Origin of the sequence: Frankia sp. AiPa1 (genome assembly GCF_023243075.1) — a bacterium.
Classification (GTDB): Bacteria; Actinomycetota; Actinomycetes; order Frankiales; family Frankiaceae; genus Frankia.
The window spans coordinates 1-25,238 of sequence record NZ_JALKFZ020000187.1; the positions used below are offsets into that span (position 1 = coordinate 1).

20 protein-coding genes and 1 pseudogene are annotated in these 25,238 nt (G+C 73.3%); 17 read left to right on the forward strand and 4 right to left on the reverse strand.

Annotation, left to right across the window (positions count from 1 at the left end; all coding sequences use genetic code 11):
* Positions 1–931: flavodoxin domain-containing protein (locus MXD95_RS25705; RefSeq protein ID WP_518456197.1), on the forward strand; the 931-nt coding region annotated here is incomplete at its 5' end.
* A 13-nt stretch (positions 932–944) separates the two neighbouring features.
* Here the strand turns inward: MXD95_RS25705 and MXD95_RS25710 are convergent.
* A complete protein-coding gene (locus MXD95_RS25710) occupies positions 945–1,538 on the reverse strand; it encodes a Rieske (2Fe-2S) protein (RefSeq protein ID WP_250643315.1) in 594 nt (197 codons plus the stop codon).
* A gap of 298 nt (positions 1,539–1,836) precedes the next feature.
* On the opposite strand from MXD95_RS25710, the gene MXD95_RS29050 reads away from it, so the two are divergent.
* The gene (locus tag MXD95_RS29050; protein ID WP_250643316.1) at positions 1,837–3,042 is read left to right on the forward strand and encodes a DUF2889 domain-containing protein; all 1,206 of its coding nucleotides are present in this window, start codon (positions 1,837–1,839) and stop codon (positions 3,040–3,042) included.
* A gap of 60 nt (positions 3,043–3,102) precedes the next feature.
* Positions 3,103–3,252, forward strand: a pseudogene (locus MXD95_RS25720) (IS200/IS605 family transposase); the annotation flags it as partial.
* A gap of 69 nt (positions 3,253–3,321) precedes the next feature.
* Here the strand turns inward: MXD95_RS25720 and MXD95_RS25725 are convergent.
* Complete coding sequence (locus MXD95_RS25725) at positions 3,322–4,299, reverse strand: ABC transporter ATP-binding protein (RefSeq protein WP_250643317.1); 978 nt, start codon at positions 4,297–4,299, stop codon at positions 3,322–3,324.
* A gap of 506 nt (positions 4,300–4,805) precedes the next feature.
* Between MXD95_RS25725 and MXD95_RS25730 the strand changes: the two genes are divergently transcribed.
* From MXD95_RS25730 to MXD95_RS25780, 11 genes are all read left to right on the forward strand, one after another.
* Entirely contained in the window at positions 4,806–5,780 is a 975-nt protein-coding gene (locus tag MXD95_RS25730; RefSeq protein ID WP_250643318.1) for an RNA polymerase sigma factor, read from the forward strand.
* Positions 5,780–6,688, forward strand: a complete 909-nt coding sequence (locus MXD95_RS25735) for a Rieske (2Fe-2S) protein (protein WP_250643319.1) — start codon at positions 5,780–5,782, stop codon at positions 6,686–6,688. Before MXD95_RS25730 ends, MXD95_RS25735 begins: the two co-directional genes overlap by 1 nt.
* A gap of 122 nt (positions 6,689–6,810) precedes the next feature.
* Positions 6,811–7,332: a cupredoxin domain-containing protein gene (locus tag MXD95_RS29055; RefSeq protein WP_250643320.1), complete on the forward strand. Its 522-nt coding sequence runs from the start codon at positions 6,811–6,813 to the stop codon at positions 7,330–7,332.
* Positions 7,329–8,369 carry a metallophosphoesterase family protein gene (locus tag MXD95_RS25745; RefSeq protein WP_250643321.1) on the forward strand — a complete coding sequence of 347 codons (1,041 nt, stop codon included), beginning with the start codon at positions 7,329–7,331 and terminating at the stop codon, positions 8,367–8,369. The genes MXD95_RS29055 and MXD95_RS25745 overlap by 4 nt, the downstream gene beginning before the upstream one ends.
* A gap of 204 nt (positions 8,370–8,573) precedes the next feature.
* Entirely contained in the window at positions 8,574–8,927 is a 354-nt protein-coding gene (locus MXD95_RS25750) for a group I truncated hemoglobin (RefSeq protein WP_250643322.1), read from the forward strand.
* A 288-nt stretch (positions 8,928–9,215) separates the two neighbouring features.
* Positions 9,216–9,416, forward strand: a complete 201-nt coding sequence (locus MXD95_RS25755; protein ID WP_250643323.1) for a hypothetical protein — start codon at positions 9,216–9,218, stop codon at positions 9,414–9,416.
* 94 nt (positions 9,417–9,510) lie between these two features.
* Complete coding sequence (locus MXD95_RS25760) at positions 9,511–10,488, forward strand: fumarylacetoacetate hydrolase family protein (RefSeq protein ID WP_250643324.1); 978 nt, start codon at positions 9,511–9,513, stop codon at positions 10,486–10,488.
* A gap of 464 nt (positions 10,489–10,952) precedes the next feature.
* Positions 10,953–14,357, forward strand: coding sequence for a DEAD/DEAH box helicase (locus MXD95_RS25765; protein ID WP_250643325.1), 3,405 nt, complete (start codon positions 10,953–10,955; stop codon positions 14,355–14,357).
* Positions 14,350–15,315 carry an SWIM zinc finger family protein gene (locus tag MXD95_RS25770; protein ID WP_250643326.1) on the forward strand — a complete coding sequence of 322 codons (966 nt, stop codon included), beginning with the start codon at positions 14,350–14,352 and terminating at the stop codon, positions 15,313–15,315. The genes MXD95_RS25765 and MXD95_RS25770 overlap by 8 nt, the downstream gene beginning before the upstream one ends.
* Before the next feature lie 154 nt (positions 15,316–15,469).
* On the forward strand, positions 15,470–19,999 hold the full coding sequence (locus MXD95_RS25775; protein WP_250643327.1) for an nSTAND1 domain-containing NTPase: 4,530 nt from the start codon (positions 15,470–15,472) through the stop codon (positions 19,997–19,999).
* 79 nt (positions 20,000–20,078) lie between these two features.
* The gene (locus MXD95_RS25780) at positions 20,079–21,413 is read left to right on the forward strand and encodes an extracellular solute-binding protein (RefSeq protein ID WP_250643328.1); all 1,335 of its coding nucleotides are present in this window, start codon (positions 20,079–20,081) and stop codon (positions 21,411–21,413) included.
* A gap of 36 nt (positions 21,414–21,449) precedes the next feature.
* Here the strand turns inward: MXD95_RS25780 and MXD95_RS25785 are convergent, their stop codons facing one another.
* Both MXD95_RS25785 and MXD95_RS25790 read right to left on the reverse strand, forming a co-directional pair.
* Complete coding sequence (locus MXD95_RS25785) at positions 21,450–21,866, reverse strand: ChaB family protein (RefSeq protein WP_308301584.1); 417 nt, start codon at positions 21,864–21,866, stop codon at positions 21,450–21,452.
* 40 nt (positions 21,867–21,906) lie between these two features.
* The gene (locus MXD95_RS25790; RefSeq protein ID WP_250643329.1) at positions 21,907–22,755 is read right to left on the reverse strand and encodes a helix-turn-helix domain-containing protein; all 849 of its coding nucleotides are present in this window, start codon (positions 22,753–22,755) and stop codon (positions 21,907–21,909) included.
* Here MXD95_RS25790 and MXD95_RS25795 point away from each other — a divergent pair.
* The 3 genes from MXD95_RS25795 (at position 22,754) to MXD95_RS25805 (ending at position 25,238) form a co-directional block, all read left to right on the forward strand.
* A complete protein-coding gene (locus tag MXD95_RS25795) occupies positions 22,754–23,851 on the forward strand; it encodes a TIGR03564 family F420-dependent LLM class oxidoreductase (RefSeq protein WP_250643330.1) in 1,098 nt (365 codons plus the stop codon). The two genes, MXD95_RS25790 and MXD95_RS25795, sit on opposite strands and share 2 nt — an antisense overlap.
* A 194-nt stretch (positions 23,852–24,045) precedes the next feature.
* Positions 24,046–25,002, forward strand: coding sequence for an SDR family oxidoreductase (locus MXD95_RS25800; protein WP_250643331.1), 957 nt, complete (start codon positions 24,046–24,048; stop codon positions 25,000–25,002).
* Positions 25,003–25,043: 41 nt separating this feature from the next.
* Positions 25,044–25,238: a CorA family divalent cation transporter gene (locus MXD95_RS25805; RefSeq protein WP_480023996.1), complete on the forward strand. Its 195-nt coding sequence runs from the start codon at positions 25,044–25,046 to the stop codon at positions 25,236–25,238.

The following is a 25,238-nucleotide window of genomic DNA, read 5'->3' on the forward strand; positions in this document are numbered from 1 at the left end:
CCTGCTCGCCGACGACGGTCCGAGCGCCACCGCCGGGCGGACCGTGCCGGTGTTCGCGGCTGGCGGGATCGGCCTCGGGGGCGCGGGGGGGGGGGGGGGCGGGGGGGGGGCCCCCAACGGGGGTGCGGAGCTCGGCGCGCTGCTGCGGCCCGAGCGCCGCGACGCGCTCGCCGCCTTCACGAGGGGACGGCAGGCCGTCGACGTCCTGGCGCAGTACCCGGTGCGGGCGGACGCCCAGGCATGGCTCGCGGTGGTGCCGCGGCTGCGGCCGCGGCTGTACTCGATCAGCTCGTCACCGCTGGTCGACCCGGCCTCGGTGAGCCTGACGGTCTCGGTCGTCCGCTTCGCCGGCCAGTCCGGCCGGTCTCGTAAGGGCGTGTGCTCGACCTACCTGGCCGACGCCGTGCCCGGCGAGTCGGTACCGGTGTTCGTGCAGCGCGCGCCGCATTTCCGCCCGCCCGCCGACGACACCACCCCAATGATCATGATCGGCCCGGGGACGGGCGTCGCACCGTTCCTCGGCTTTCTGCAGGAACGCCAGGCCCGCGGGGCATCCGGACGCACCTGGCTGTTCTTCGGCGAGCGCCACCGCGCCACCGACTTCCACTACGCCGAGGAGCTCACCGCCCTGCTCGACATGGGCACCCTCACCCGCCTCGACGTGGCGTTCTCCCGCGACCAGCCCAGCGACGGCCAGGCCGGCCGCGTGCACGTCCAGGACCGGATGCGTGAGCACGCCGCCGAGCTGTGGTCCTGGCTCGACGACGGCGCCCACCTCTATGTCTGCGGTGACGCGTCCCGGATGGCCCGCGACGTCGACGCGACGCTGCGGGCCATCGTCGCGGAACATGGGAACCTCTCCCCCGAGGACGCCGCCGCCCACGTCCGCCGGCTCGCCGCCGAGCGCCGCTATGTGCGCGACGTCTACTGACCGGGCCGGGGGCTCAGCTGTCCAGGACGAGGTTCGCGCCCTGGACGGTGACGTTCGCCGCGGGCAGCGGGGTCGGGGCCGGTCCGGCCTGCACCGAGCCGTCGGTGGCGCTGAACTCGCTGCCGTGGCAGGGGCATTTGATCAGGCCGTTCGAGACCGCGTTGACCTGACAGCCGCGATGCGTGCAGGTGCTGCTGAATGCCTTGTAGGTGCCCGCGGTCGGCTGGGTGACGACCACCTTCTGCGCGGCGAAGATCGTCCCACCGCCCACCGGGATGGAACTGGTCGCGCCGAGGACCGTGCCGGCGCTGGCACCGCTGGACGCCGTCGCGCTCGCCGACGGTGCGGCACTCGGCGCCGCCGAGGACGAGGCCGAGGACGAGGCTGACGACGAGGACGCGTCGTCCGAGCCGTCCGAACCGCCGCAGCCCGCGACGAGGACCGCGCCGGAGGCGGTGGCGATGACCGCGGCGGACGACAGTACCCCGCGTCGGGTCGCGGGACCGCCCGCCGGGCCGGCGCCCCGCCCGGTCGCCGCCGCACGCTGGTCCCGCGGCGTGAGCCGGACCTCCCGGGCGTGCTGGGCGAGGTCGTCGAGAGTGGTCATGGGTCCGCTCCTTGCGGGTCGGTGGCCAGGGTCGATTCACGCACCCGGATGACACGCAGCCGCGCGCCGGCCGGTTCACCCCGGAACGCGGCGTTTTCCAGCCACAGCCCTCGCACAGGCCGCACAGCCGCCGCTCAGGTCGGTGACGCGGCGCAAACCCGTGGCTGAGCGGACAGTAGCAGATCAGCGACGCTGAGCACCTCTGCCCGCACCGGCGGTACGCTGCCCGTCCCGCCATTTCGGCGAGCACGGCGCCGACGGCGGTGTCGGCGGCAGTGTCGGGAGTAGCGTCGAACGGGTGCATCCTCGGCGCGGAATCCACAATCCGAGCTCCGGTACGCCGCCGCGGCATCCACTGTCGGTGCGGCGGACCCTCACCCTGGAGACCCGCTATCCAGGCGGTCTGCGCGGCGGGATCCAGGTCCGTGGCCTGGGACGGGACCTGGTGACCCGGGCCGACGGCTCGATCATCGTGGCCGCCGAGGAGACCCTGACCCTCGAGATCGAGGAATTCGGACGGCGGACGGTGGCTGCGGTCCACACCACCCCGCCGGTACCGGAACTCGCCGGGCTGGTCGGCGCGCGCACGAGCGGCGGGTTCCGCACCCGGCTCGCCGAGGTCGCGCCGCGGCTCGCGGACACGCACCCGGTGCTCGCCGCCCTGCTCGACGACCTCCCGGTCGCCGTGCTGGTCAGCGGCATGGCCCGGCTGGACGCCCCGCCGTCGCCGGCCCCCTCGGCGGCTTCCCCGAACGCTCTGGTCCCGGCGGCGTCCCCGGCTTCGGCCGCCCCAACCGGCTCGGTGGCGCCGGCGGCATCGGCGGACCCGGCGATCCTGGCCGCGGCGTTGGCACGCGGTGCCGACCAGTGTGCCGGCTGGCGTCGCGGCGCCACCATCATGCTGGAGATCGAGACGTCCGGGCGCGCGCCGGCTCCCACCGGCCCGGACGCGCCGTCGCTGCGCTCCCCCGACGATCCGCTGGCCTGGCACGCGGGCGCGCTCGACCCGATGGCGCCGCGCACGTCGCGCCGTCACCGCCGCATCGACCTGATCGCCGCGGGCCCCGGCCCGTCGCCGACCGCCGGCCCCGGCCCGTCACCGATCGGCGAGGCCCCCGGCCCGTCCACCGGGCGCGAGACGGGCGCACCGGCCGGCGAGTTCACCGTGGAATCGCTGTTCCGCGACAGCTTCCAACCGGACGACGGAGCACAGATGGTCGTGCACGAGTACGAGGTGCACGGGGCGATGGACCCGCGCTCCACCCGGTTCACCCGGCTCGCGGCGACGCCGCGGGTGCTGCCCTGGATCGAGTGCCCCGAGGCCGTGCCCAGCGCCGCCTGGCTGGTCGGGCAGCCCGCGCACACCGCCCGCGCGTCCGTGCGCCGCGACTTCGCCGGCCCCCCGACCTGCACCCACCTCAACGACACCCTGTGCCATCTGGCGGACCTCCCCGCCCTCGCGGTCCTGCTCGCACGGCACACCGGCCGGCCCGACCCCGGGTGAGCCGCCCGCGGCAGGTCCGAGACCGGCACACCGGCCGGCGGAAGCCCCGCCCGCAGACGCCTCAAGGGCGTCTCGTCCGGGCGCCTGCGCGCCCGCTACGCAGTTCGGACCCACCACGACCACCTTTGGTCGCCGTCCTACTTCGCCGCGTCGTGCGGCGGCGCACCACCCGACATCATCCGCCAGTACGTCCAGTCCCAGCGCACCCCGACCCAACCCCGCCGTGAACGACGGGGCATGCGGTCGGTACCGGGTCAGTCCGATCCGGGCCCGGGAGCCTCAGCCAGCGAATGGGGCTGGGTCGGCGGGAGGGGCTGGGCCGGAGAGAGGCTGAGCCGGCAGATGGGGCTGGTCGAGCCGAGGGGACGCTGCCGGCGGGTGGGACGCTGCCGGCGGGTGGGGCTCTGCCGGCGGGTGGGTGGTGGCTCGGCGGGCGCGGGCGGCCCATCGACCGTCGTCGTGGCGCACGTCGATCGGGTGATCGAAGCAGGCGGAGATGTTCTCCGAGGTGACGGTCGCGCGCGCAGATCCGGTGGCGGTCAGCCGGCCGCCGGCCAGCAGGGCCGCGTGGGTGGTGACGGTGGGCAGTTCCTCGAGGTGGTGGGTGACCAGGATGCAGGACAGCTCCGGGTCGGTGCGGGGCAGTGCGTCGAGGGTCGCCAGAAGCTGCTCGCGGGCGGCGATGTCCAGGCCGGTGGCCGGTTCGTCCAGCAGGAGCAGCCTGGGCCGGCAGACGAGCGCGCGGGCGAGCAGCGCACGGCCGCGCTCGCCCTGGGACAGGGTCGGCCAGCGGTCACCGCTCCTGGCGGCGAGCCCGAGCGTGGCGATGAGCCGCTCGGCGTGCTCGACCTCGTCCGCATGGGGCTGCCACCGGGGCGGCGTCTCGATCGAACCGGTCAGGCCGGTCAGGACGACGTCGCGCACGCGCAGCGGGGAACGCAGCGGGTGCCGGGGGTTGACATGGCCGATGACCCGGCGCAGCCGCGCGAGCTCGACGTGACCGAGCCGCTCGCCCGGGACGTGGACGGTGCCGGTGCTGGGATGGGCCACCGCACCGCACATGCTCAGCATCGTGCTCTTGCCCGCGCCGTTGGGACCGATCAGCGCCCAGAACTCTCCGCGCCGCACCGTCATCGAGACCTCGTGCAGGATCGGGCGCCCGTCGCGCCGAAACGAGACGTCCCGCAGCTCGAGAACGGCCTCGAGCAGCCCTCCGTGCCCGCCCGTCGAGGTCGGGCCGGGGTCAGTGACACTCACGGTTCCACCCTCGCATCGGCCGTGGTCCCGCGGCACACCGCCTCCCACCTCGCTGGACTGGTGCCCGACCCGGGGCCCTGCTGGTACCGCGCCACCCACCCGCACGGTGTCGTATCCACGACAGCACGCTCCGTGTAACCCGGGGTGCTATTGCATGGTGTGCGCGAGACATGGAGCGGACCCGGCGACACGTCGTGCCCGGGACGGCCCGGGCGTCCAGACGGCCCGGCGGACGGCAGAGGCGGTGGCAGCCGGTGCGGGACGGCGAGCCGCGGTTCGGACGCAGGTCTGGATGGCGGATGCCCGGCATGACCCGCCCGGCGCGTCATCCGCGCACCGCCGACCCGACAGACCTTCCTGACCCCGCCGTTCCCGGTGGCCCCGCTGTTCCTGGTGGCCCCGCTCATCCCGCTGTTCCTGGTGGCCCCGGTGGTCCTGGTGGCCCCGGTGGTCCTGGTGGCCCCGGTGGTCCCGGCCTTGCCGCCTCCACCGACAGGGCCGGGGGCATGCGCGGGGCTACTGGCGCCGGGGGCACCCGCACCAGCGCCGAGTCCGGGATCACCCATGCGACCGGTGGCCTCCGCGGCGGCGGAACAGGACCATACCTTCGCGTTGTCGGCCCCGGAGACACATACGCGAGCGTCAGCTCGCCTTCTCGCGCGAACGACTCCGCGCAAGACAACCCTGCCGACATCCCCCGCCCCCCGGACACCGCACGCTCGCCGGACAGCACTGCGGCCTATCCGAGCTGGGAGGAGATCTACCGCGACAACGTCGACCGGGTCTATCGGATGATGTTCGCGAAGGTCGGCAACCGGGCCGACGCCGAGGACCTGACCGCCGAGGTCTTCACGACCGCGCTGCGCCCGCTGCGGGTCTCGGCCAGCGTCGGGGAGGTCCGCGCCTACCTCAACGCCGTCGCCCGGACCGCGCTCGCCGCGCACTGGCGCCGCACCCTCGGCGTCCCGGTCACCACCCTGGACGCCGAGCAGATGGAGGCGGCGATCGCCGAGTCCGGCCGGGCCGAGGACCTGGGCGGACCAGGCAGCACCGACGGGCATCCCGACGACGTCAACCGCGGTTCCGGCGCCCGCGGCGGCCTGCCTGCCGACGGTACCGGCGCGGAAAGCCGACACCGGCGACGCGGGGAGCATTCTGGCCACGGACCGCTCGCCGACGCCACCGCCGCCGGTCAGGCCGGCCCGGTCGGGAGCTCCGCGGCGCAGGCCGAGGAGATCCTGGCGGCGCTGTCCCCGCGCTACCAGCAGATCCTTCGGCTACGGTTCCTGGAATCCCGGACGATCCGGGAGGCGGCGAGCGAGCTCGGGGTCAGCGTGGCGAACGCGAAGGTCCTGCAGCACCGGGCGCTGCGCAAGGCGGCCCAGATCTCCCAGACCGCCGAGCCCGCCCGGACCACCGCAGCGGCCCAGGCGAGCGCGACGGCCCGGGCCGCGCGGGCATCGCGGGGAGGGAAGGCGTGATGCGGCGCGGGACGCACCGTTTCGTCGAGGACCTGCTGCGTGGACGCCGTCCTCGACCGTTCGCCGCCAGCCCGCAGGACGCCGCCGAGCTTCGCACGGCCATCACCCTGCGTGCCTCGGCGCCCGGCGCCGACGCTCCGAGCTCGGACTTCCTCGCCGATCTGCATCGCCGCCTCGCCGCCGGCATGGACGCCGAGGGTCCGTCCGCCGCCGGCCCCGCCGGCCCCGCCCGCCCCGCCCGCTCCTCAGTGGCCGGGCCGACCGTCCCTTCACCCGCCGATCGCGGCCTGGCCGCCGGACGTGACCTGACCGCGGGCACCGGCGGCACCGTGGATACGAGCGGCACCGTGGCGTCGACGGGTTCGTTCGCCGATGACCCTGCGTTCCGCCGGGATCGGGATCGGGAACGAGAACGAGACGACCGGCGGGCCGGGAGCAGGCGACGGTTCGTCGGGGTCACCTCTGTCGCAGCCGCGGCGGCCACCGTCGGCGGCGTGGTCGGGGCATTCGTCCAGCGGATCTTCACCTCTGCTGACGCCCAGACGACACCGAGCGCCGAGGCGGACACGCTGATGCCGGCCAGCGCGATCTGGTCGACGGTCGCGACCAGCCAGGAGCTGCCCGAGGGGGGCGTGCGCGCCTTCGACGTGGGGACGGTGACCGGCTACGTGCGCCGCAGCGGTGGGCAGGTGCGGGCCGTGTCGGGCGTGTGCACCCACCAGGGCTGCCAGCTGGCGCTGGACGCGGCGGCGAGTCGACTGAACTGCCCCTGCCACCGCACCTCGTTCTCCCTTTCGGGCGAGGTCGTGCATTCGCAGCTGCGCACACCGCCGCGTACCCTGCCGGACATTCAGGTGCGCGAGCTCTCCGGCGTGGTCCAGGTGTATTCCCCGCCGCGCCCGGCGTGACGGGTAACGGGTCTTTCCCGCGGGCCTGGATGTGTAACCAGTAGCCCTATTGAGAGACGAGAAGTCCGCACCGATGCGGACCACGACATCCAAGGCCCGCACCGGGCCGGAACGGTTTTGTGGTGACAGCTCAGTCTCAAGTATGGTGGCGACGCGCGCCGTTCTCCGGCGTCGTTCTCGCGACGGTGGCGCTTACCGTTCTCGCCGCCTGCGGATCGTCCGGAAACAACACGGCCGCCGCCGCGCCTCCCGCAGCGGCCGCGACCGCCGCCGCTGGCACGACCGACCCGGCGGCCGCCACACCGGGAATGCAGCCCTCCGCAGGTTCGATGCCAGGAATGCAGATGCCCGCAGGCGCCAGAGCGTCCGATCCGGCGGCCCAGGCACCGGTGTCGGGGACCACCGTCGACATCAGGAACTTCGCGTTCTCGCCGGCGAACCTCACCGTCCGGGTCGGCACCACGGTCGCCTGGACGAACCGGGACGCCGACGCGCACACCGTCGTCAGCACGAACGGCCCACTGCACTCGCCGACCCTGAACACCGGCGACACCTACAAATACACGTTTGCCAAGGCGGGATCCTATTCCTACCTGTGCTCCATCCACCCGTTCATGGTCGGCACCGTGGTGGTGACCGCGTGACCGGCGGACAGGAGGGCCCGGGCCAGGACAGGCCTGACCAGGACAGTGCCGCCCGGGACAGCGCCGCCCGGGACCAGGCCGCCCGGGGGCACGAGCAACCGGCCGCCGGCCGGGGATTCTCGCGACGCCAGCTCGCCCGGCACGCCACGTGGTTCGGCGCGGCCGTGGCGCTCACGGTCGTCGGCGGCGAGGTGACCCGGCACGTGGTGAACGACGACCACGGCGACGCCGCCACAGCCGGCGTGGCCGCCGCGCCCGACCTGCGGTTCGTCCAGATCAGCGACAGTCACCTGGGGTTCCACGGAACCGCCAACCCGGATGTCACCACCTCGTTCCAGCGGGCGATCAACCAGGTCAACGCGCTGCCCTACCGGCCGGACTTCGTCCTCCACACCGGCGACATCAGCCATCTGTCCACCCCGGCGCAGTTCGACCAGGCCAAGCAGATGATGTCGGGTCTGCGCACCGGAATGGTCTACACGGTGCCCGGCGAGCACGACTCCGTCGATGACGGCGGGCGCCAGTACCTCGCCACCTTCGGCGCCGGGACCCGAGGCCAGGGCTGGTACAGCTTCGACGTGCGCGGGGTACATTTCATCTCGCTGGTGAACACGTTCGCCCTGGAGGCGCTCGGCCATCTCGGCACCGACCAGATCGATTTCGTCCGCAAGGATGTGGCCGGCCTTTCGAGTGACACGCCGATCGTCGTGTTCAGCCACATCCCGCTGTTCGCCATGTACCCGAAGTGGGGCTGGGGAACAGACGACTCCGCCACCGTCCTCGCCCTGCTGAAGCGCTTCTCCTCGGTGACCTGCCTGAACGGTCACGTCCACCAGCTGTTCACCAAACGGGAGGGAAACGTGACGTTCCACAGCGCCACCACAACAGCCTATCCCCTCCCCCATCCCGGCCAGGCACCTGCGCCCACCCCGCAGACGCTGCCCCCGGGGAAGCTCGCCGGTGCCCTCGGCATCCGCGAGGTCGCCTACCATCCCGGCAATCCCGCCCTCACCGTCACCGACACCCGGCTCGCGTAGGCCGCCCGGCAGCACATGCCGGCTGCCAGCAGGTGGTGGCCCTTTGGCGTCGCTCCGCCAGAAATACCGTGGAAATCGAGCCGTCTGGCCCTCGGGTGTCCGGCCTTCCTTCCCGGACACCCGGACCTCCGGCACTTTCCACCCGGCCGCGCCGCCAGGTTGAGTGGATTCCGTCGGGCCTCTACTGTGAAAGCGAGTCCTTCGATGAGCTCTTATGACACCATCGGCGGCGCGAAGGCCGTCGAGGCCGCCGTCGACGACTTCTATGTCCGGGTGACGGCCGACCCGCAGCTCGCCCCCTTCTTTGCCGGCAAGGACATCCCCTCCCTCAAGATCCACCAGCGCGCGTTCATCGCCGCCGCGATCGGCGGCCCCGAGACCTACTCCGGCCGCGCTATCCCGGCCGTCCACGCCTCGCTGCACATCAACAACGCCCAGTTCGACGCGGTCGTGAACCACCTGCTCGCGGCCCTGTCCAGCCTCGGCGTCCCCGCCCCCACCGCAGGCGACATCGGCGCCGCCCTCGCCCCGCTGCGCTCCGAGATCGTCACCGCGTAACCGCACCGCACCGTCTCGGACCCACGGCCCACAGACGCCCGGGTCGGGCCTGGGCATCGCCCCGACCCGGGTCCGCAGCCCGCCGTCCGCCGTCCGCGACCTCGAGCATCCAGGCCGCTGGTTTCGAGCCGCCAGGCCGGGACCCCCGCCGCGGGATGCGGTTCCGCGCAACCGCGGGGCCTTGCCTGGCCGACCGAGTCCGGCGCGATCTGCCCTCGGCCCGTCACCGGCCATGCGACCGCGAGACGACGTCCGCCGCCGATTCCGTAGAGTTGCGATCAGTGGCGCGTGATCTGGCAGGAGAGTGGGCGGTGGCTCGCACGTTCGGGACGGCCGGGCCTTGCGTGCCTCGACCTCCCCACCGGCCATCTTGTGATCTTCGACCAGCGACCCGCCGAACGCGGACGCGTCAGCACCGAGCTGGGCACCCAGATCGCCACCAGCCCCACCAGCCCCACCGGACGCACCATCGCAGTCATCCGCGTCTGAATGCCCTGGCCAAGCCCAAGGCCGTACCTCGAATAGGAGATCGAACTCACTGACAACCGATCCACCTGGGTGCGGATCTGGAAGGTGGTGGCACATGCGATTCGTGGGTGTGCGGGACGGGCGGCGGGTCCTGGTCGGACTGGTGCTGGAGGCGAGTTCAGCGGACTCATCTGTGCCGGTCCGGCCGGGGCCGGGCACCCGGGTGGACGTGCTGACCGAGGTGGACGACTTCTACGACGATCTCCCCGGATGGACGCGCACAGCACGGCGCGCCCTCGCTGCTCAGGACGTCGTGGCCCAGTCGGCTGGGGACGCCGGCCCGTTTCCCGCGCGCCGGCTGGGCGACGGTGAGCTGGTGCCGCCCGTCCGGGCGGGGGCACGGATCCTCGGGATGGGACTGAACTATCACGACCATGCCGCCGAGACGGGGCTGGCGGTGCCGAAGTACCCGCCGCTGTTCGCACGGTGGACGGCGTCGCTGTGTTTCGACGGGACGCCGGTGCCCGTCCCGCCGGCCGAGCGGGGGCTGGACTGGGAGGGTGAGCTCGCCGTGGTGGTCGGCGCGGCGCTCACCGATGTCGACGAGGCGACCGCGGCGGACTCGGTGTTCGGCTATGCCGTGTTCAACGACCTGAGCGCGCGGCGGGCCCAGGGCTCCTCGGCGCAGTGGACGCTCGGCAAGAACGCCGACCGCAGCGGTCCGATGGGCCCCGTGGTGACCGCCGACGAGGTCGGCCCGTTCGCCGGGATCGGCGGGACCGACAGCGGCGGCAAGGCCAGCGGGGGCGGGGATCCGGCTTCGGGGCTGCGGCTGGTCACCACCGTCAACGGCGAGGTCGTCCAGGACGGCAACACCGCCGACATGATCTTCTCGGTCGGTCGGATCCTCTCCTTCGTCAGCCGCACCCTCACGCTGAACCCCGGCGACGTCCTGATCACCGGCACTCCAGCCGGGGTCGGCTACACCCGTACGCCGCCCCGCTACCTGCACCCCGGCGACACCGTCGAGGTGACCATCGACCGCCTCGGCACGATCCGCTCCCCCGTCGTCGACTCCACCCACCGCCCCTGAGCCCAGCACCCACGCTGGACACCCGCACCGCACCCACCGCACCGCACCGCACCGCACCCACGGTCACGTCCCGCGACGAGCGGCCGGGCAAGATCCCGCCAAACAGGTCACCGTGGGGGGCAAATCGGACACGAATGCCCCCACAACGACCTGTTTGGATCTTAAGCGAGCGGGAGCTCGGGTTCGCCGTCACGGACCGTGAAACTGGCGGTCGAGACGGTCGAGGCGGTAGTTGAGGGAGGCGCATCGCGGCTGGGGGCCGGCGCGGACGTGACCCGCGTCCCGCTCGGCCGGCCGAGCGGTGTCAGGACCATCTTTATCCCGCTCTGGCGAGTCGGGGGGTGTCCGCCGTCAGCCGACAAAACGATCACGGTCGTCCCAAAGGGGGCGGTGGAGGACAGGACCGCGGGGGCCGAACGGGGACCGGCCGGCGGGTAGGGTGGCCGGCGGAGGTAGCGACTCGGATGCTCGTACTCCATGCCCTGTGGGGTCCGGACGGCCCATGGTTGTGGGCCGAGGATGTCGACCGCACGCTGCCGGACCCCGCCGCAGCAGCGGGTGGTCAGACACGGGAACCCGGGCGGCGGGTCGGGAGCACTCATCCCTTCGCGGCACCGCTCACCGCGCTCATGCGGCTGGACGCGCTGCGCCCTCACTCTGGAATGCCGCCCGCCACCGGGGGCGTGGACATCCTGCTGCTCAGTGATAGTGCCGGACCGCTACCTTCCCCGATCGTCGCCGGGCTCCGCAGCGACACCGACCCGCATGGCGGCGCCGTCCAGCGCGGCGTTGCCAGGGCGGGCGAGTCTGATGCGCAGCCGTCGCCGCGCTGGTGGCGGGTGCCGGCGATCCGGCTGGATCTGGGTGGGGGGACGGGCCTGTCGCGTGGCGGCGGCGTGGGCTGGGTCGCTGGCGCATCGTTGCGTTTTTTCGTGGAAATCTGCGACTTCGCGGCGGATCTCGTCGACCGCGGCCGCCTGCTACCCGACGTCATCCTGACGGCGGACGGCCCCGAAGGCCGCTGGACGCCGTTTCTCGCTGGCGCGGACCTGCAACGCCTCACGACGCTCCGCGACGCTATGCCTCCCGGCTTTCCCCTCGGCGATACTCAGCCGACCAACACGAGCATCAACCCGCAAAAATCCGTTGGCTCGCCGATTTCAACACACCGTCCCGAAAAAGGCCCGCAAAGGCGCAGACAGGACGCTCTCAGCAAAGGCACGGCATCGGTGCCAGGTACGACGCCGACGACGGATGCGTCTGCGACGGCGTCCACCACTCCGGACGGCGCACTGCGCGCGTCCCTCGCCGCCGCGGTGGACGCGCAGGCTCGCCAACGGATCGCCGCCGCGAAGCTGGCCACCGTGAGCGCCGCGGCGGACGAGGTCAGCCGCGGGTGGGTGGCCGCGCTCCACGGCGAGCCACGGTTCACCGGGCCCGGGGACGCAGTCCGTGAGCTTGCCGAGCGAGTCGCGCGGTGGCGGGCGCGCGGTGGAACGGCGCCATCCACCGTCGTGTGTTTCCGGTTGCACGAGCCGAACGACGCGGCCGATCCCGAGGCGGGCTGGCGGGTCGAGTTCCTGGTCCGGCCGGCGTCCGAGCCGAGTCTGCTCGTCGACGCCGAGCGGGTCTGGGACGGCCGGGCCGACCGGCTCGCCGTCTGGTCGACGCATCCGCAGGACACCCTGCTGGCCGCACTCGGCCGGGCCGCCGAGGTCTGGCCGCTGGTGCGGCGCGCGCTGCTCGAGGCGAGACCCACGGGCGTGACGCTGGATGTGGCGGAGGCGTACGCGTTCCTGCAGTCCGCGGACGAGCTGGAGCAGTCCGGTTTCGAGGTGCTCGTGCCGACGTTCTGGCGCCGGCCGGCGCGGGTGGGGCTCGCGCTGTCGGTGCGGGCGGTCAACCCGGTGGTCGCCAGTGTGCGGGATGCGGCGATGAGCCTCGACGAGATGGTCGACTTCCGCTGGGAGGTGTCGCTCGGCGGCGAGCGCCTGAGTCGCGCGGAGCTAGCCGAGCTCGCCGCGGCGAAACTGCCGCTGGTGCGGGTCCGCGGCCGATGGACCAGACTCGACCCGGCTCTGCTCGCCGCCGGCCTCGACCGCACCCGCCGCGCGGCCACCGGCCGGATGACGGCCCGCGCCGCCCTGCGCCATGCCGGCCTGCGCCTGCCCACCGGCACCACGAGCACCACCGGCCCCACCGGAACGACCGGAACCATGAGCACCACTGGCCCCATCAGCACCACGATGGACGATCTTGACGTTGAGGTGCGGGCGGACGGGTGGCTTGGTGCGTTGCTGGGGGGGCCGCTCGGTGACCCGTCCGCGCACGAGGTCGTCGAGTTCGTGGAGGCGCCGGCGGGGCTGGCGGTGACGTTGCGGCCCTACCAGCGGCGGGGGCTGGCGTGGCTGGCGTTCCTGGACCGGCTGGGTGTGGGGGCGCTGCTCGCGGACGACATGGGTCTCGGCAAGACCGTCCAGGTGCTCGCGCTCGAGCTGCACACCCGCCACGCGGACACCCGTCAGGCAGCATCGGTCGAGTCCGGCCTCGGTCGACGCGAGATCGGGGCGCGTGCGGCGGCCGGGCGCCGGGCGCCGACGCTGGTGGTGTGCCCGACCTCCGTGGTGGGGCACTGGGTGGACGAGGCGGCCAGGGCGGCGCCGGGGCTGCGGGTGCTCGTGCACCACGCGTCCGACCGGGCGCGGGGCGCCGGGCTCGCGCGGCAGGCCGCCGCGCACGATCTGGTGATCACCACCTATGCGGTCGTGCGCCGGGACGCGGCAAGTCTCGCTGCGGTCGACTGGGACCGGCTCGTCCTCGACGAGGCGCAGCAGATCAAGAACAGCGGCACGCAGCTGGCCCAGGCCGTGCGGCAGCTCCCCGCACGCCACCGGGTCGCGCTCACCGGCACGCCCGTGGAGAACCGGCTCGCCGACCTGTGGTCGATCATGGACGTGCTCAATCCCGGCCTGCTCGGCAGCGCCTCGCGGTTTCGCGCCCGTTACGCGGTGCCGATCGAACGGTACGAGGACGGCGCCGCCACCGAGCGGCTGCGTGCCCGCGTCCGTCCCGTGATGTTGCGCCGGGTGAAGACGAACCCGGCGGTGCTCGCCGAGCTGCCCGAACGTACGGAGCTTCGGGAGCTGTGCACGCTGAGCGCCGAGCAGGCCTCGCTGTACCGGGCGGTGCTCGACGACATGCTCGACCGGCTCGCCGACACCTCGCCGGCGCGGCGCAAGGGGGTCGCGCTCACCGCGATCACCCGGCTCAAACAGGTGTGCAACCATCCGGCGCACCTGTTGGACGACGCATCCGCGCTGCCCGGACGCTCCGGCAAGCTCGCCCGGGTCGAGGAGGTGCTCGACCAGGTGATCACCGGCGGCGAACGGGCGCTGTGTTTCACCCAGTACGCCCGGTTCGGTGCCATGCTCGCGCCCTACCTGGCCGGGCGCCACAACGTCGAGGTGGCGTTCCTGCACGGCGGCACCCCGCGACGCGAACGGGACGCGCTGGTGCGACGGTTCCAGGGCGGCGACGGCCCGGGGATCTTCCTGCTGTCCCTGCGTGCCGGCGGTACCGGCCTGACGCTGACGGCGGCCAACCATGTGCTGCACCTGGACCGCTGGTGGAACCCGGCGACCGAGGCGCAGGCCACCGACCGGGCGTACCGGATCGGCCAGCGACGCGGCGTGCAGGTCCGCACGTTCGTCTGCATGGGGACGCTCGAGGAACGCGTCGACCGGATGCTCGCCGACAAGAGCGCGCTCGCGCGGACCATGGTCGGCAACGGCGAGTCGTGGCTCGCGTCGCTGTCCACCGAGCAGCTGCGTGACCTGTGCGTCCTCGCCCCCGAGGTACTCGATGCCTGACGGACCGAGCCGGGACGACCGGTCGAACCGGGAGAGCTCCGCTCACTCGGCCTGGTCCCGACGTTTCCTCACGCTGATCGAGGACCTCGGCATGACCGCGGCGCTACGCGACGGCCGGCGCCTCGCCCGCACCGACGCCGTGCTCGACCTGCGCCGCACCGGCAACCTGGTCGTCGCCCGGGTCCGCCATCCCGACGCCGACGCCCACACCCGTCCCACCACCCGTGCCCGTCCCGACGTCGACGCTCGTCCTAACGCCCACACTCGTCCCGACGCCCATGCCCGTCCCGACGCCGACGCTCGCCCCGCCGAGATCCACAAGGCGCGGCTCGCGGTGCGCACGTTCACCGGTGGGGACTGGGCTCGGATCGAGCGGGCCCTGGCCAGCCGGGCCGGCTATGCGGCGTCGCTGCTGGCCGGGATGGTGCCGCCGGAGATCGACCGGCTGTTCGCCGCGCTCGGGCTGTCGCCGCTGCCGACCGGCGCCGACGACCTGGCGATGGACTGCACCTGTACCGACTGGCAGCGGCCCTGCGCCCACCTGGCCGCCGCCTGCCACGCCCTCGCCCGCCATCTCGACCACGACCCGTTCGAGCTGCTCGCCCTGCGCGGACGCGAGCGTGACGTCCTGCTCGACAGCCTGCGCACCTACCGCACCGTCCCCGTCCCCGCCCCCGAGGCCGCCGAGCCGCCCAGCGCGCCCGCGGGACGGCGGATGGCGCGGGAGCACAGCACGGCCGGAATACGCGGTACGGCGACGCTGCTCGACCAGTGTGGACCGCTTCCGGCCCACAGCGATGCGGGGAACGACGCCGCGGGAGCGGCCGGTACACCGGAATCAGTCAGCGGGGTGGTGACAGCCGACTCCCACGGCACCGACAGGATGGTCGCAGACCTGCGGATTCTGCTGCGGCCAGCCTATGCTGCTTTCCGGTCGCAACGTCGCACCGAGGACTGAACGTACATTCCGCGACCCCCGGCCGACGGGCAGCCAACAGGCACCCTCCGGCGCGAGCAGAAATGTCCGGACGCGGCCATCTGATCCAACGGAGGCCACGATATCCTTGTTTTCCGGGCTTCGGTGGGTGCAGAGCCGGCGGCGGGGGGACCCGATGGCGAAGGTGTTCGTCAGTTACGCGCGTCAGGACGCCGCCATCGGCGAGGAGACGAGCCGGCGGATTGTCGATGCCGGGCATCAGGTCTTCCTCGACACCGACGAGCATCGGGGTGTGTGGATTGGTCAGGACTGGGAAGAGCGGCTGTACGAGGAATTGCGGTCTGCCGACGCCCTGGTCGCCATCATCACCGCGCAATACGCGGCCTCGCCGTGGTGCCTGGCCGAGGTGGCGGTCGTCCGTTCCCGCGGCGCGGTCGTGCTGCCGCTGCTGGCGGAGCCGGGCGTCCGGTTTCGGCTCCTCGGTTCGCTGCACTATCTGGACTATTCCGCCGACCCCGAGCGGGCGATGCGGGCGGTTCTCGAGGCCCTCGTCCGCATCAATCTCGGCAGTGGTCGCGGCTGGTCACACGGCCGCAATCCCTATCCCGGCCTGGAGCCGTTCTCCGACGACCGGCGCGCCGTCTTCTTCGGCCGGGAAGGCGAGACGCAGCACATTGTTCATCAGCTTACGACGAGCATCTCCGGAGAGCATCGACTCGTGCTCGTCACGGGGCCGTCGGGCGTCGGCAAGTCGTCGGTGCTGCGGGCCGGGGTCGGCCCGGCGGTCCTGGACCTGGCGCACTGGCGCGCGCTGCCGGCGTTCACCCCGGGCGACGATCCGATCGGGGCGCTGGCAGGCGCCCTGCTCATCACCGCGCACCGGCTGAACCTCGGCTGGCACCGTGAGGACGTGCTGGACCGGCTGCGCGACGCCCGGTCGTTATCGAGGCTGGTCGACGAGATGCTGGCCGCGCGGCCACCGGCCGAGCACCTGCTCCTCGCGATCGACCAGTTCGAGGAGCTGCTGACCATCACCTCGGAGCAGCGCCGAGGCCAGTTCGCCGCGCTGCTCGGCGGTGCGCTGGAACGGCGGCTGCGGATCGTCGCGGCGTTCCGGTCCGAGTACGACCGGACGTTCGCGTCCGATCCGGCATTGCGGGCCCTGCCGGTGACCAGGTTCCCGCTGGAACCACTGGACCCGTTGCAGTTACGCGCCGTGATCGAGCGACCGGCGCGGGAGGCGGGCCTGCGCATCAACGAAGGTCTGCTCATCCGCATGGTCGCCGACACGGTGACCGGTATGGCCCTGCCGCTGCTGGCGTTCACGCTGTGGAAACTCGCCGCGGACCTGGACCGGGGTGACGAGATCAGCGGGCTGCGCTACTCCGATCTCGGCGGCGTGCGGGGCACCATCGTCCATCAGGCCGACCAGGCCCTCGCCGAGGCGACCCGCGCGGGCGCCGCCACCGAGGAGCAGGTGCTCACCAGTCTGCTGCGGCTGGTCTCGTTCGACGACTTCGGTCTGCTCATCTCGGAACGCGTCGACGCCAGTTATCTGTCGGCGCCGCACCGGGCCCGGCTCGAGCCGTTCGTCGCGCGGCGCCTCGTGATCACCGACGTCATCAATGGCCACACCGTGTACAGCGTCGCCCATCAGGCCTTCCTGACCGCCTGGCCTCCCTTGGAGGGACGGATCGAGGCCGAGCGGGACGTGCTGCGCCGGCAACGCCAGATCGAGCGCGACGCCCGGCACTGGCGCGAGGCCGGCCGGCCCACGTCCCTGCTGTGGACCCGCCCCCAACTCCGGGCCTTCGTGAGCGCCACCCCACCACGCGTGCGCACCGACGAGGGCGACGGCAACGACCAGAGCCGCACCGACGACGGGGACGGCATCAACGACCAGAGCGGCACCGACGACGGGGACGGCGACAACCACGAGGGCGGCGAGGACGAGGCCGGCGACGACGGGATTCGACCTGACGGGGACGACGCCGCAGGCGTCGCGGCCGGCTCGCATGGGCGGGAAGGATCGACGGCCGGGGCGCGGCGTGGCGGTCCGTGGGCCCGGTCGGGCCGGCGGCGATGGGGACGACGACGGCGGTCGGGGCGGCAGGCGCGGGAGCAGGTGGGCCGGCGGACGCATCAGGCGTCGGCGAGCCCGGGGCTGACCCCGGATGCCGTGGAGTTCCTGCAGGCGAGTATCCGCCGCGACCGTCGACTGCGCGCTCGGGCGATCGCCGTTCTGTCGTCGCTGTTGGTGGCGGCGCTGCTCGCCGCCGTCGTCGCGACCGTCTACAGCCGCACGGCGCTGCACGAGCGGCGGCTGGCGGTCAGCCGGGGGCTGATCCAGGAGGCGATCACCCTGCGCCAGAGCGACCCGAGGGTCTCGCTGCTGCTCAGCATCGAGGCATACCGGATCGCGCCGACCGTGGCCGCCCGCGGGAACCTGCTCAGCGCCCAGGCCAGCTACTACGCCGACACGGTGGATGCCGACACGGTGGATGCCCACACCGCGGGCACCCACACGGCGGGCCCTGACACCCCGGACGCCGGCGCCCCGCCGAGCCCGGCGGGGCCGGTGCACGCGGTGGCCTACGCGCCCGCGTCGAGGCACCAGATGGCCACCGCCGGCCACGACGGAGCGGTCCGGGTCTGGGACACCGGCGCCACCCACCGGCCCCCGACCGCGGTCCTCTGGCATGACAGCCCGGTGTACTCGGTGGCGTTCAGCCCGGATGGCCAGCGGCTGGCCACCGGCGAGCAGGACGGCACCGTGAGCCTGTGGGACGTCGCGACCGGGCGGCTTCTGCGCCGCGGCCCAGCCTCCGGCGAGGCGGCCGACCAGGTCGCGTTCGCGCCGGGCGGTGATCTGCTGGCCGTCGCCTCGGCGAGCGGGCGGATCGAACTGCTGGGGACCTCCCGGCTGGAGCCACGCGCGAGCGCGCGGGTCGGGCCCGGACCGGTGCAGACCGCGGCGTTCAGCCGCAGCGGGGCGTTGCTCGCCGCCGCCGGCGCCGACGACACCATTTCGATCTTCCAGACCTCGTCGCTGCTCGCGTCCGCGAAGGAGGGCTCCTCCGCGCGTCCCCAGGTTCGGGTGCTGGGCGGGCACACCGGCACGGCCCGTGCGGTGGCCTTCTCACCCGCCTCCTCCCCCGGAGGCGACGTGCTGGCGGTCGGGAGTGACGACCGGTCGGTGCGGCTGTGGCGGGTGCCCGGCACCGGCCGGCCGATCCCCGTCGCGACGTTCGTCGGGCATACCGGTCCGGTCGACACGGTGGCCTTCTCGCCGGACGGCGGCGTGCTCGCCAGTGGAGCGGACGACGGCTCCGCGCGGATCTGGGACGTCGGGGCACGGACGGGCCTTTCGGCACTGTCCGGACCGTCGAGGTCCGTGCTGTGCCTGGCCTTCAGCCCCGACGGGCGCACCCTGGCCGGGGCGGGCGCCGACGGCGTCACCGGGCTGTGGCACATCTCCCGCCCGGTTTCGCGCGACCAGGCGCCGATCGTGGCCTCGGTCGCCCTCACCCGCGGTGCCAACCCGAACCTCCCAGCCAACCCGAACGGCACGGCCAACCCGAACGGCACGGCCGGCGCGGATGGCGCGCGTGGCGCGAGCACGGATGGCGCGCGTAGCGCGTCCAGCCAGCTCGCGGCGACCGCGGGAGCCGACCGTACGGTCAGGCTGTGGCGGCTCGACCCGCCCGCCTATGTGTCCTCGATCGACCTGTCCTCCGTCGGGGTGGCCGGGGCCGGGGCCGGGCAGTCCGGACCGGCCCAGGTCGCCACCGTGGAGGGCTCGTGGGCGGCCGCCGCACTGGCGTTCGACCGTGACGGAACCCGGCTGGCCGCCGCGCGCGACGACCGCGTGGCCGTCCTCGACCCACGAGCGGGTGCCACGCGGACGGTGCTGGTCGACCGAGCTCCCCGCTCGGGCGCCGAGGCGGACGACATCGCGGTGAACGCGGTCGATATCTCACCCGACGGGACTCGGATCGCCATCGGCGGCACCGACAACACGGTGCGGGTCGAAGCGATCGACCCGCACCGGGCGGGCACGGTCCTCTACCGCCATGACAACCCCGTGAACGCCGTGCGATTCACACCGGACGGTCGCACCGTGGCCAGCGCCAGCGACGACGGCTGGGTCAGCCTCTGGGACCTGCGCGACCCCGAAGGCGGCACGCGACGGGTGGACCTGCGCGGCCCGGGCCCGATGAAGTCGCTGGCGGTCAGCGCCGACGGCCAGCGCGTGGCCGGCGGGTCGGACGACGGCTCGGTACTGGTGTGGACGATCAGCCGGCCACGGCCCGGCCAGCCGTACCAGAGCGGGTCACCCCGAACGCTGACCGGCGGCGACCAGGCGGTCACCTCGATCGCGTTCAGTCCCGACCTGACCTGGATCGCCGGGGCCAGCGTGGACGGGTCGGTGCGGATCTGGGACGCCCACACCGGGGATCTGTACGCGGTGCTCAGTGGCCGTGACGCCAGCGCCGTCGCGTTCACCATGGACAGCACGGAACTCGTCACCGCGGACCATGACGGAACCCTGCTGACCTGGCAGATCGACCCGGACAAGGTCATCAGCGCGATCTGCGCGCCCGGCCCGGCCATGGGCGGGCGGGAATGGACCCGTTACATGCCGACCGGCGACTACCGGCGGACCTGCCCGCCGCAGGCCTCACCCGGCTCGGCCACCGGGTGAGCGGCCGGCGCGGGGACACAGGGGAAGGGCCTGCCCGGCGGGAGACGCGAGGCCGATGGGAGAGAGGTGCGGGGAAACTGTGAGTGCGAGAGGCAGGAGTGAGACGGGCCGGTGGCCCACGCCCAGCCGCCGCCAGCTGGTGCGGGCCGCGGCGGCCACCATCACCGTGGGTGTGGGCGTTCCCGGGGGGCTGGCCCTGTCCGGGCTGCTGCGCGCGAGGGACGACGGTGATGATCCCGACCTGCGCCGCGTCCGCTGGGCGGCCAGCTCCAACGACCAGAACCTGATCGACTCCCGCCAGGTGCTCATCAGCGCCTTCCAGCGAGCCCATCCGGAGATCACGGTCAAGCTGTGGCTGGTGCCCTTCAGCACCGACGCCAAGCGCGCGGCCCTCACCGAGCTGCTCCGCGGCGGTGAGGACGGGCCGGACGTCTACCTCGGCGACGTGATCTGGCTGGCCGAGTTCGCCGCGAAGAACCTCGCGCTGCCGCTGGACGACCAGTTCGACCGGGCATTCTGGTCCCGCTTCGATTCCACCCTGTTGGACGCGTCGACCTACCGGGGTCGTGTCTACGCGGTGCCCTATTTCGCCAACCGGGGATTGCTCTACTACCGCCCGGACCTGATGACGCGGATCGGCCGCCCGCCTCCCACGACCTGGGAAGAGCTCGCGGGCGCCGCGCGGCTGCTGCGCGGCCTGCCGCGCACCCCTCACCACGTCGTCTGGCAGGGTGACGCCTACGAAGGGCTGACCTGCGTGTGGACCGAGTTCGCGGCCAGCGCCGGTGGCCGGATCACCGACGCGGCGCTGCGCCACTCGACCATCAACACACCGTCGTGTGCGCGGGCGCTGGGTTTCATGTGCGGGCTGGTGACGCAGGGCCTGGCCCCTCGGGATCTCGCGACCATGCGGGAACAGCAGACCACCGACCTGTACAACAACGACGAGGTAGCCTTCATGCGCGGCTGGAACACCGCGGACACCGCGCTCGGCTCGAAACCGTGGAAATACGCCGCCACACCCCTGCCCACGTTCGCCGGCCTGCCCAAGCCGGGATACTCCGCGATCGGCGGATGGAGCATGTTCGTCAACCCGCGCACCCGACGGCTGGACGCGGTGCGCTCCTTCGTCGAGTGGATGACGAGCCCGCCGGCGCAACGCACGCTCTCCCGCTACGGCCAGATGCCGACGAACCGGTCGGTGATCGAGCAGAGTTCCCTCGACAACGACAGCCCGGTGCTGGCGGTCATCCGTGGGGTCCGTCCGGTCGCCCGGCCCGCCGCCATGCCGCGTTACCCCGAGCTGAGCCGGGTCGTCTACACCAACATCCACCGTGCCCTGAGTACCGAGCTGAGCCCCGCGCAGGCCCTGGCCCGCGCGCACCACGACCTCAACGCCATCCTCGCGAGCTGAACCGCCGCCCCGGCACGGCTTCGGCGCGGTCTCGCGCTACCGGGCCTTCGCGGTGGCCCGCTGGCTGGCCCGGTCGAGGGCGGCGACGAGCTGGTCCTTCGTCATGGTGGAGCGCCCGGGGATGTCCAGCTCGCGGGCGCGTTCGAGCAGGTGCCGCTTGCTGGCGTTCGCGTCGATCCCGCCGTGGCTCGTCCCACCGGCGCCACGCGGGGTCGCCGCACGCGAGTCGGACGGCCCCTTCGCGCCGCCCGCCTTCGGCTCCCAGCGGTCGCCGACCTTCTCGAACGAGTGCTTGAGCGCGGCGAACGCGGTCTGATGGGCGCGCCGGCCCTCGCCGTACTCGTCGACCGCGGCGTCATGCGTCCTGATCCACGTCCGCTGGGCCTTACGGGACGAGCGAGCCACCGTCGAGGGCAGCTCCTGCTCACCGGGCATCATGGTCACCAACCTCACGCGATCGGATTCTCGGCTTCCAGCAGGCGGCTACCCGGGCTCACGCCGGCAAAACCGCCCGGGTCACCTCACGGCGCGGGGCCGCGGCGCGGATCTCAGCGCACGCCGTGGCGGCGACCAGCAGGGCGATGCCGGGTTCTCCGGTGGGATGCAGCAGGTGGGCGGCCGCGGGCTCGCCGGCGAGATCGACCGCCGGCCGGCCGAAGGCGCCGACACCCCGGCAGTCCCAGACCGGGGTGAGCCGTGGATGATCGGCACGCAGCAGAGCGGCGACCTCGATGATCCGCGGGTCCGCGGGATGCAGGTCCGCGGCCATCCGGAACTGCCGCGCGACCGGCAGGAGCAGGCCCCGCGCCCCGGCCGGCGCGCCGGCCACCAACCAGAGCAGATGGCGCCGCGCCGGCTCGTATTCGGCGGGGTCGCCGAACAGCCGGACCCACGCCGTGTTGACGGCGGCGACGTCCAGGCGGTGGTCCAGCAGCGCGGCGGGGCCGTCACGCCAGCCGTCCACCAGCGGTGCCACCGCACGCAGCTGGCTGTCGGACGCGGCGCGCTCGCGTGGCTCGGGCGCCCCGAGCCGACGCAGGTGCCGGCGCCCCACCTCGTCGAGGCGCAGTACCCGGCCGACAGCGTCGAGGACCTGCGCGGAGGCCGCCACCCGGCCCTGCTCCAGGCCCGTGTACCAGGTGAGGCTGACCCCGGCGAGGCTCGCCAGCTCCTCCCGGCGCAGCCCCGGCCCGCGGCGGCGCGCCCCCGCGGGCAGCCCCACGCTGGCCGGCTCGATCAGCCCGCGGTAGGCCCGCAGGCAGGCGCCGAGTTCACGGCGTCGCGCCGCGCTCAGCCGCGCCGACGGCGCGGGCGCCGTTGTCAAGAGTGCGCCGGGTGTCATGGTGTCACTGTTCCTTCCCCCATCCGTCCTGCCAGCATCGGTCCTGCCAGCATCGTCACGCCTCTGGTCGGCGGACCGGTTCCCGGCCATGCTCGGCCGAGTGATTCGTATCGGTGTCAACCTCGTCGCCGGGCCTCCCACTCCCGGCCCTGGCTCTCCCGCCGCCGCGTCCGAGGACGGTCCCGCCGTCGCCGATGGTCGCGCCGGGCGTCGCGCCGGCAATCTCGTGGATGAGATCGTCGCGACCGCCACGGTGGTGGCCGATGCCGGCCTGCCCACCGGCTGGCTTCCCCAGGGTCTCGGCTATGACGCGATCGGCGTGCTCACCGCGCTCGCCCGGGACGTGCCGGGCCTGGAACTCGGGACGTCCGTCGTGATCGTCCAGCCGCGTCATCCGCGGGTGCTGGCCGCGCAGGCGCTCACCGCCCAGGCCGCCGCGCACGGGCGGTTCACCCTCGGGCTCGGGGTCAGTCATCCCGGCCTGCTGGAGGTCTACGGTCAGCCGTTCCACCGGCCGCTCGCCGCGTTGCGTGCCCACCTCGACACCCTGCTGCCGATCCTCGACGGCCGCGCGGTCCCCGGCGCGTCCGGCGCGGGCTCCCAGGCGGCCGACAGCGCCGTGCCGGGAGCCGCGCCACGCGTCCCGGTGCTGCTCGGCGCGCTCGGGCCGGCGATGCTGCGCCTGGCCGGGCAGCGCACCGACGGCACGATCACCTTCCTCGCCGGGCAGCGCACCATCGGTGATCATGTTGTGCCCCTGATCGGTGCGGCCGCGCGGGAGGCCGGTCGCCCGGCGCCGCGCGTCGTCGTGGGCCTGCCGGTGGCGGTCACCACCGAGCCGGACCGTATCCGCGCCGAGCTGAGCGCCGAGTACGCCGGCTACGCCCGCCTGCCCTCCTACAGCGCCGCCCTGGCCCGCGACGGCCTGGCCGAGACCGAGGCGGGCGCGCTCGCCGTCGTCGGCGACGAGGAGACGGTCGCCAAGGGCCTCGCCGCCTATGGCGATCTCGGCGCGACCGACGCGCTCGTCAGCCTGGTCGGCACCCCCGAGGAACGCACCCGTACCCTGCGCGCACTCGCCGCGCTGCACGCATAACGGCCCCGCCTCTCCCACCACGACGGCTCCCACCACGACGGCCGCCTCACCGCCACCGCGGCCACCCGCGACCACCATCGCCACCGCGGCCATCGCGTGGCCAGCGGCCACCGCCGATCTGGTCAACGGCCGCGGTGCCAATACGCTCCCATCGTCAGACCGGACCGGACAGCGACAACGGAGCGGACACGACGATGACGGCCAGCAGCGACCAGTCGGCTCACCCAGCCCAGCCCGCCAGCACCCTCACCCCCGCAGGCGCCCCCACTCCCGCCAGCACCCCCACTCCCGCTGCCACGGATGCGGGGCGGACGACGGTCGCGGTCGTCACAGGCGGCGCGGGCGGGATGGGTGCCGCCACGGCGCGGATCCTTGGTCGTGAGCACCGGGTGATCCTCAGCGACGTCCATCAGGAGCACCTTGACCAGGCCGTCAAAGAGCTCCAGGGTGCCGGGATCGACGCCGAGGGTGTGGTCTGTGACATCGCCGACCGGGCCTCGGTCGACGCGTTGTTCGGCCGGGCGCGGGCGGCTGGCCGGGTCATGGCTGTGGTCCATGCCGCCGGTGTCAGCCCGTCGATGGGTTCCGCCGAGACCATCGTGCGGATCAATGCTCTGGGCACCATCCACATCACCCAGGCCGCGCTGGCGGCCGCCGGTGAGGGCTTCGCGCTCGTCAACGTCGCCTCCATCGCCGGGCACATGGTGCCTCGGCTGCTCGTCCCGACGCGGGCCTACGCCCTCGCGGACACCGACCCCGCCGCGTTCACTCGCAAGCTCGTGGCGGCGGCGAACCGTGGCCCGAAGGCGGGGCGCGCGGGTTCGGCCTACTCGCTGAGCAAGAATTTCGTCATCTGGTATTCGCGTCACCTGGCCGGCGCGTTCGGGGCCCGGGGCGCGCGCGTCCTGTCGGTCTCCCCGGGCTCGTTCGACACGACGATGGGCCGGCTCGAGGAGGCCAGCGGCGCCGGGAAACTCGTCGAGTACGCGGCACTGCGTCGGTTCGGGACGCCGACGGAGATCGCCGAGCTGCTCGCGTTCTGCGCGAGCGGGAAACCCGGCTACCTCACCGGCACCGACATCCTCTGTGACGGCGGCACCCGCGCCGGCCTCACCCTCCGCTCGATGATCGCGTTGGCCCGCGGCCAGTAGCGCGAGGACCTCGAGGACATGCTGTTCGACGAGCAGACCCCCTGAACCTGGTCATGAAGAAGCTCACCGGCTGGGCCGCGGTGATCGCCGTCCCGACCCTGGTCACCGGCTTCTTCGGCCAGAACGTCCCCTTCCCAGGCAGCGGCGAGAGCTGGGGCTTCGCCATCGATCTCGGCCTGCTCATCACCTCGATGACGACCCTCTGCCTCGTCTTCCGCCGCCGCGGCTGGCTCTGA

Bases quoted from the DNA above. Each gene is read 5' to 3' on its own strand.
- MXD95_RS25710 (WP_250643315.1), bottom strand. From the start codon at position 1,538: ATGACCACTCTCGACGACCTCGCCCAGCACGCCCGGGAGGTCCGGCTC.
- MXD95_RS25750 (WP_250643322.1), top strand. From the start codon at position 8,574: ATGAGCTCTTATGACACCATCGGCGGCGCGAAGGCCGTCGAGGCCGCC.
- MXD95_RS25790 (WP_250643329.1), bottom strand. From the start codon at position 22,755: ATGACACCCGGCGCACTCTTGACAACGGCGCCCGCGCCGTCGGCGCGG.
- MXD95_RS25775 (WP_250643327.1), top strand. From the start codon at position 15,470: ATGGCGAAGGTGTTCGTCAGTTACGCGCGTCAGGACGCCGCCATCGGC.
- MXD95_RS25760 (WP_250643324.1), top strand. From the start codon at position 9,511: ATGCGATTCGTGGGTGTGCGGGACGGGCGGCGGGTCCTGGTCGGACTG.
- MXD95_RS25735 (WP_250643319.1), top strand. From the start codon at position 5,780: ATGCGGCGCGGGACGCACCGTTTCGTCGAGGACCTGCTGCGTGGACGC.
- MXD95_RS25770 (WP_250643326.1), top strand. From the start codon at position 14,350: ATGCCTGACGGACCGAGCCGGGACGACCGGTCGAACCGGGAGAGCTCC.
- MXD95_RS25800 (WP_250643331.1), top strand. From the start codon at position 24,046: ATGACGGCCAGCAGCGACCAGTCGGCTCACCCAGCCCAGCCCGCCAGC.
- MXD95_RS25730 (WP_250643318.1), top strand. From the start codon at position 4,806: ATGCGCGGGGCTACTGGCGCCGGGGGCACCCGCACCAGCGCCGAGTCC.
- MXD95_RS25765 (WP_250643325.1), top strand. From the start codon at position 10,953: ATGCTCGTACTCCATGCCCTGTGGGGTCCGGACGGCCCATGGTTGTGG.
- MXD95_RS25795 (WP_250643330.1), top strand. From the start codon at position 22,754: ATGGTGTCACTGTTCCTTCCCCCATCCGTCCTGCCAGCATCGGTCCTG.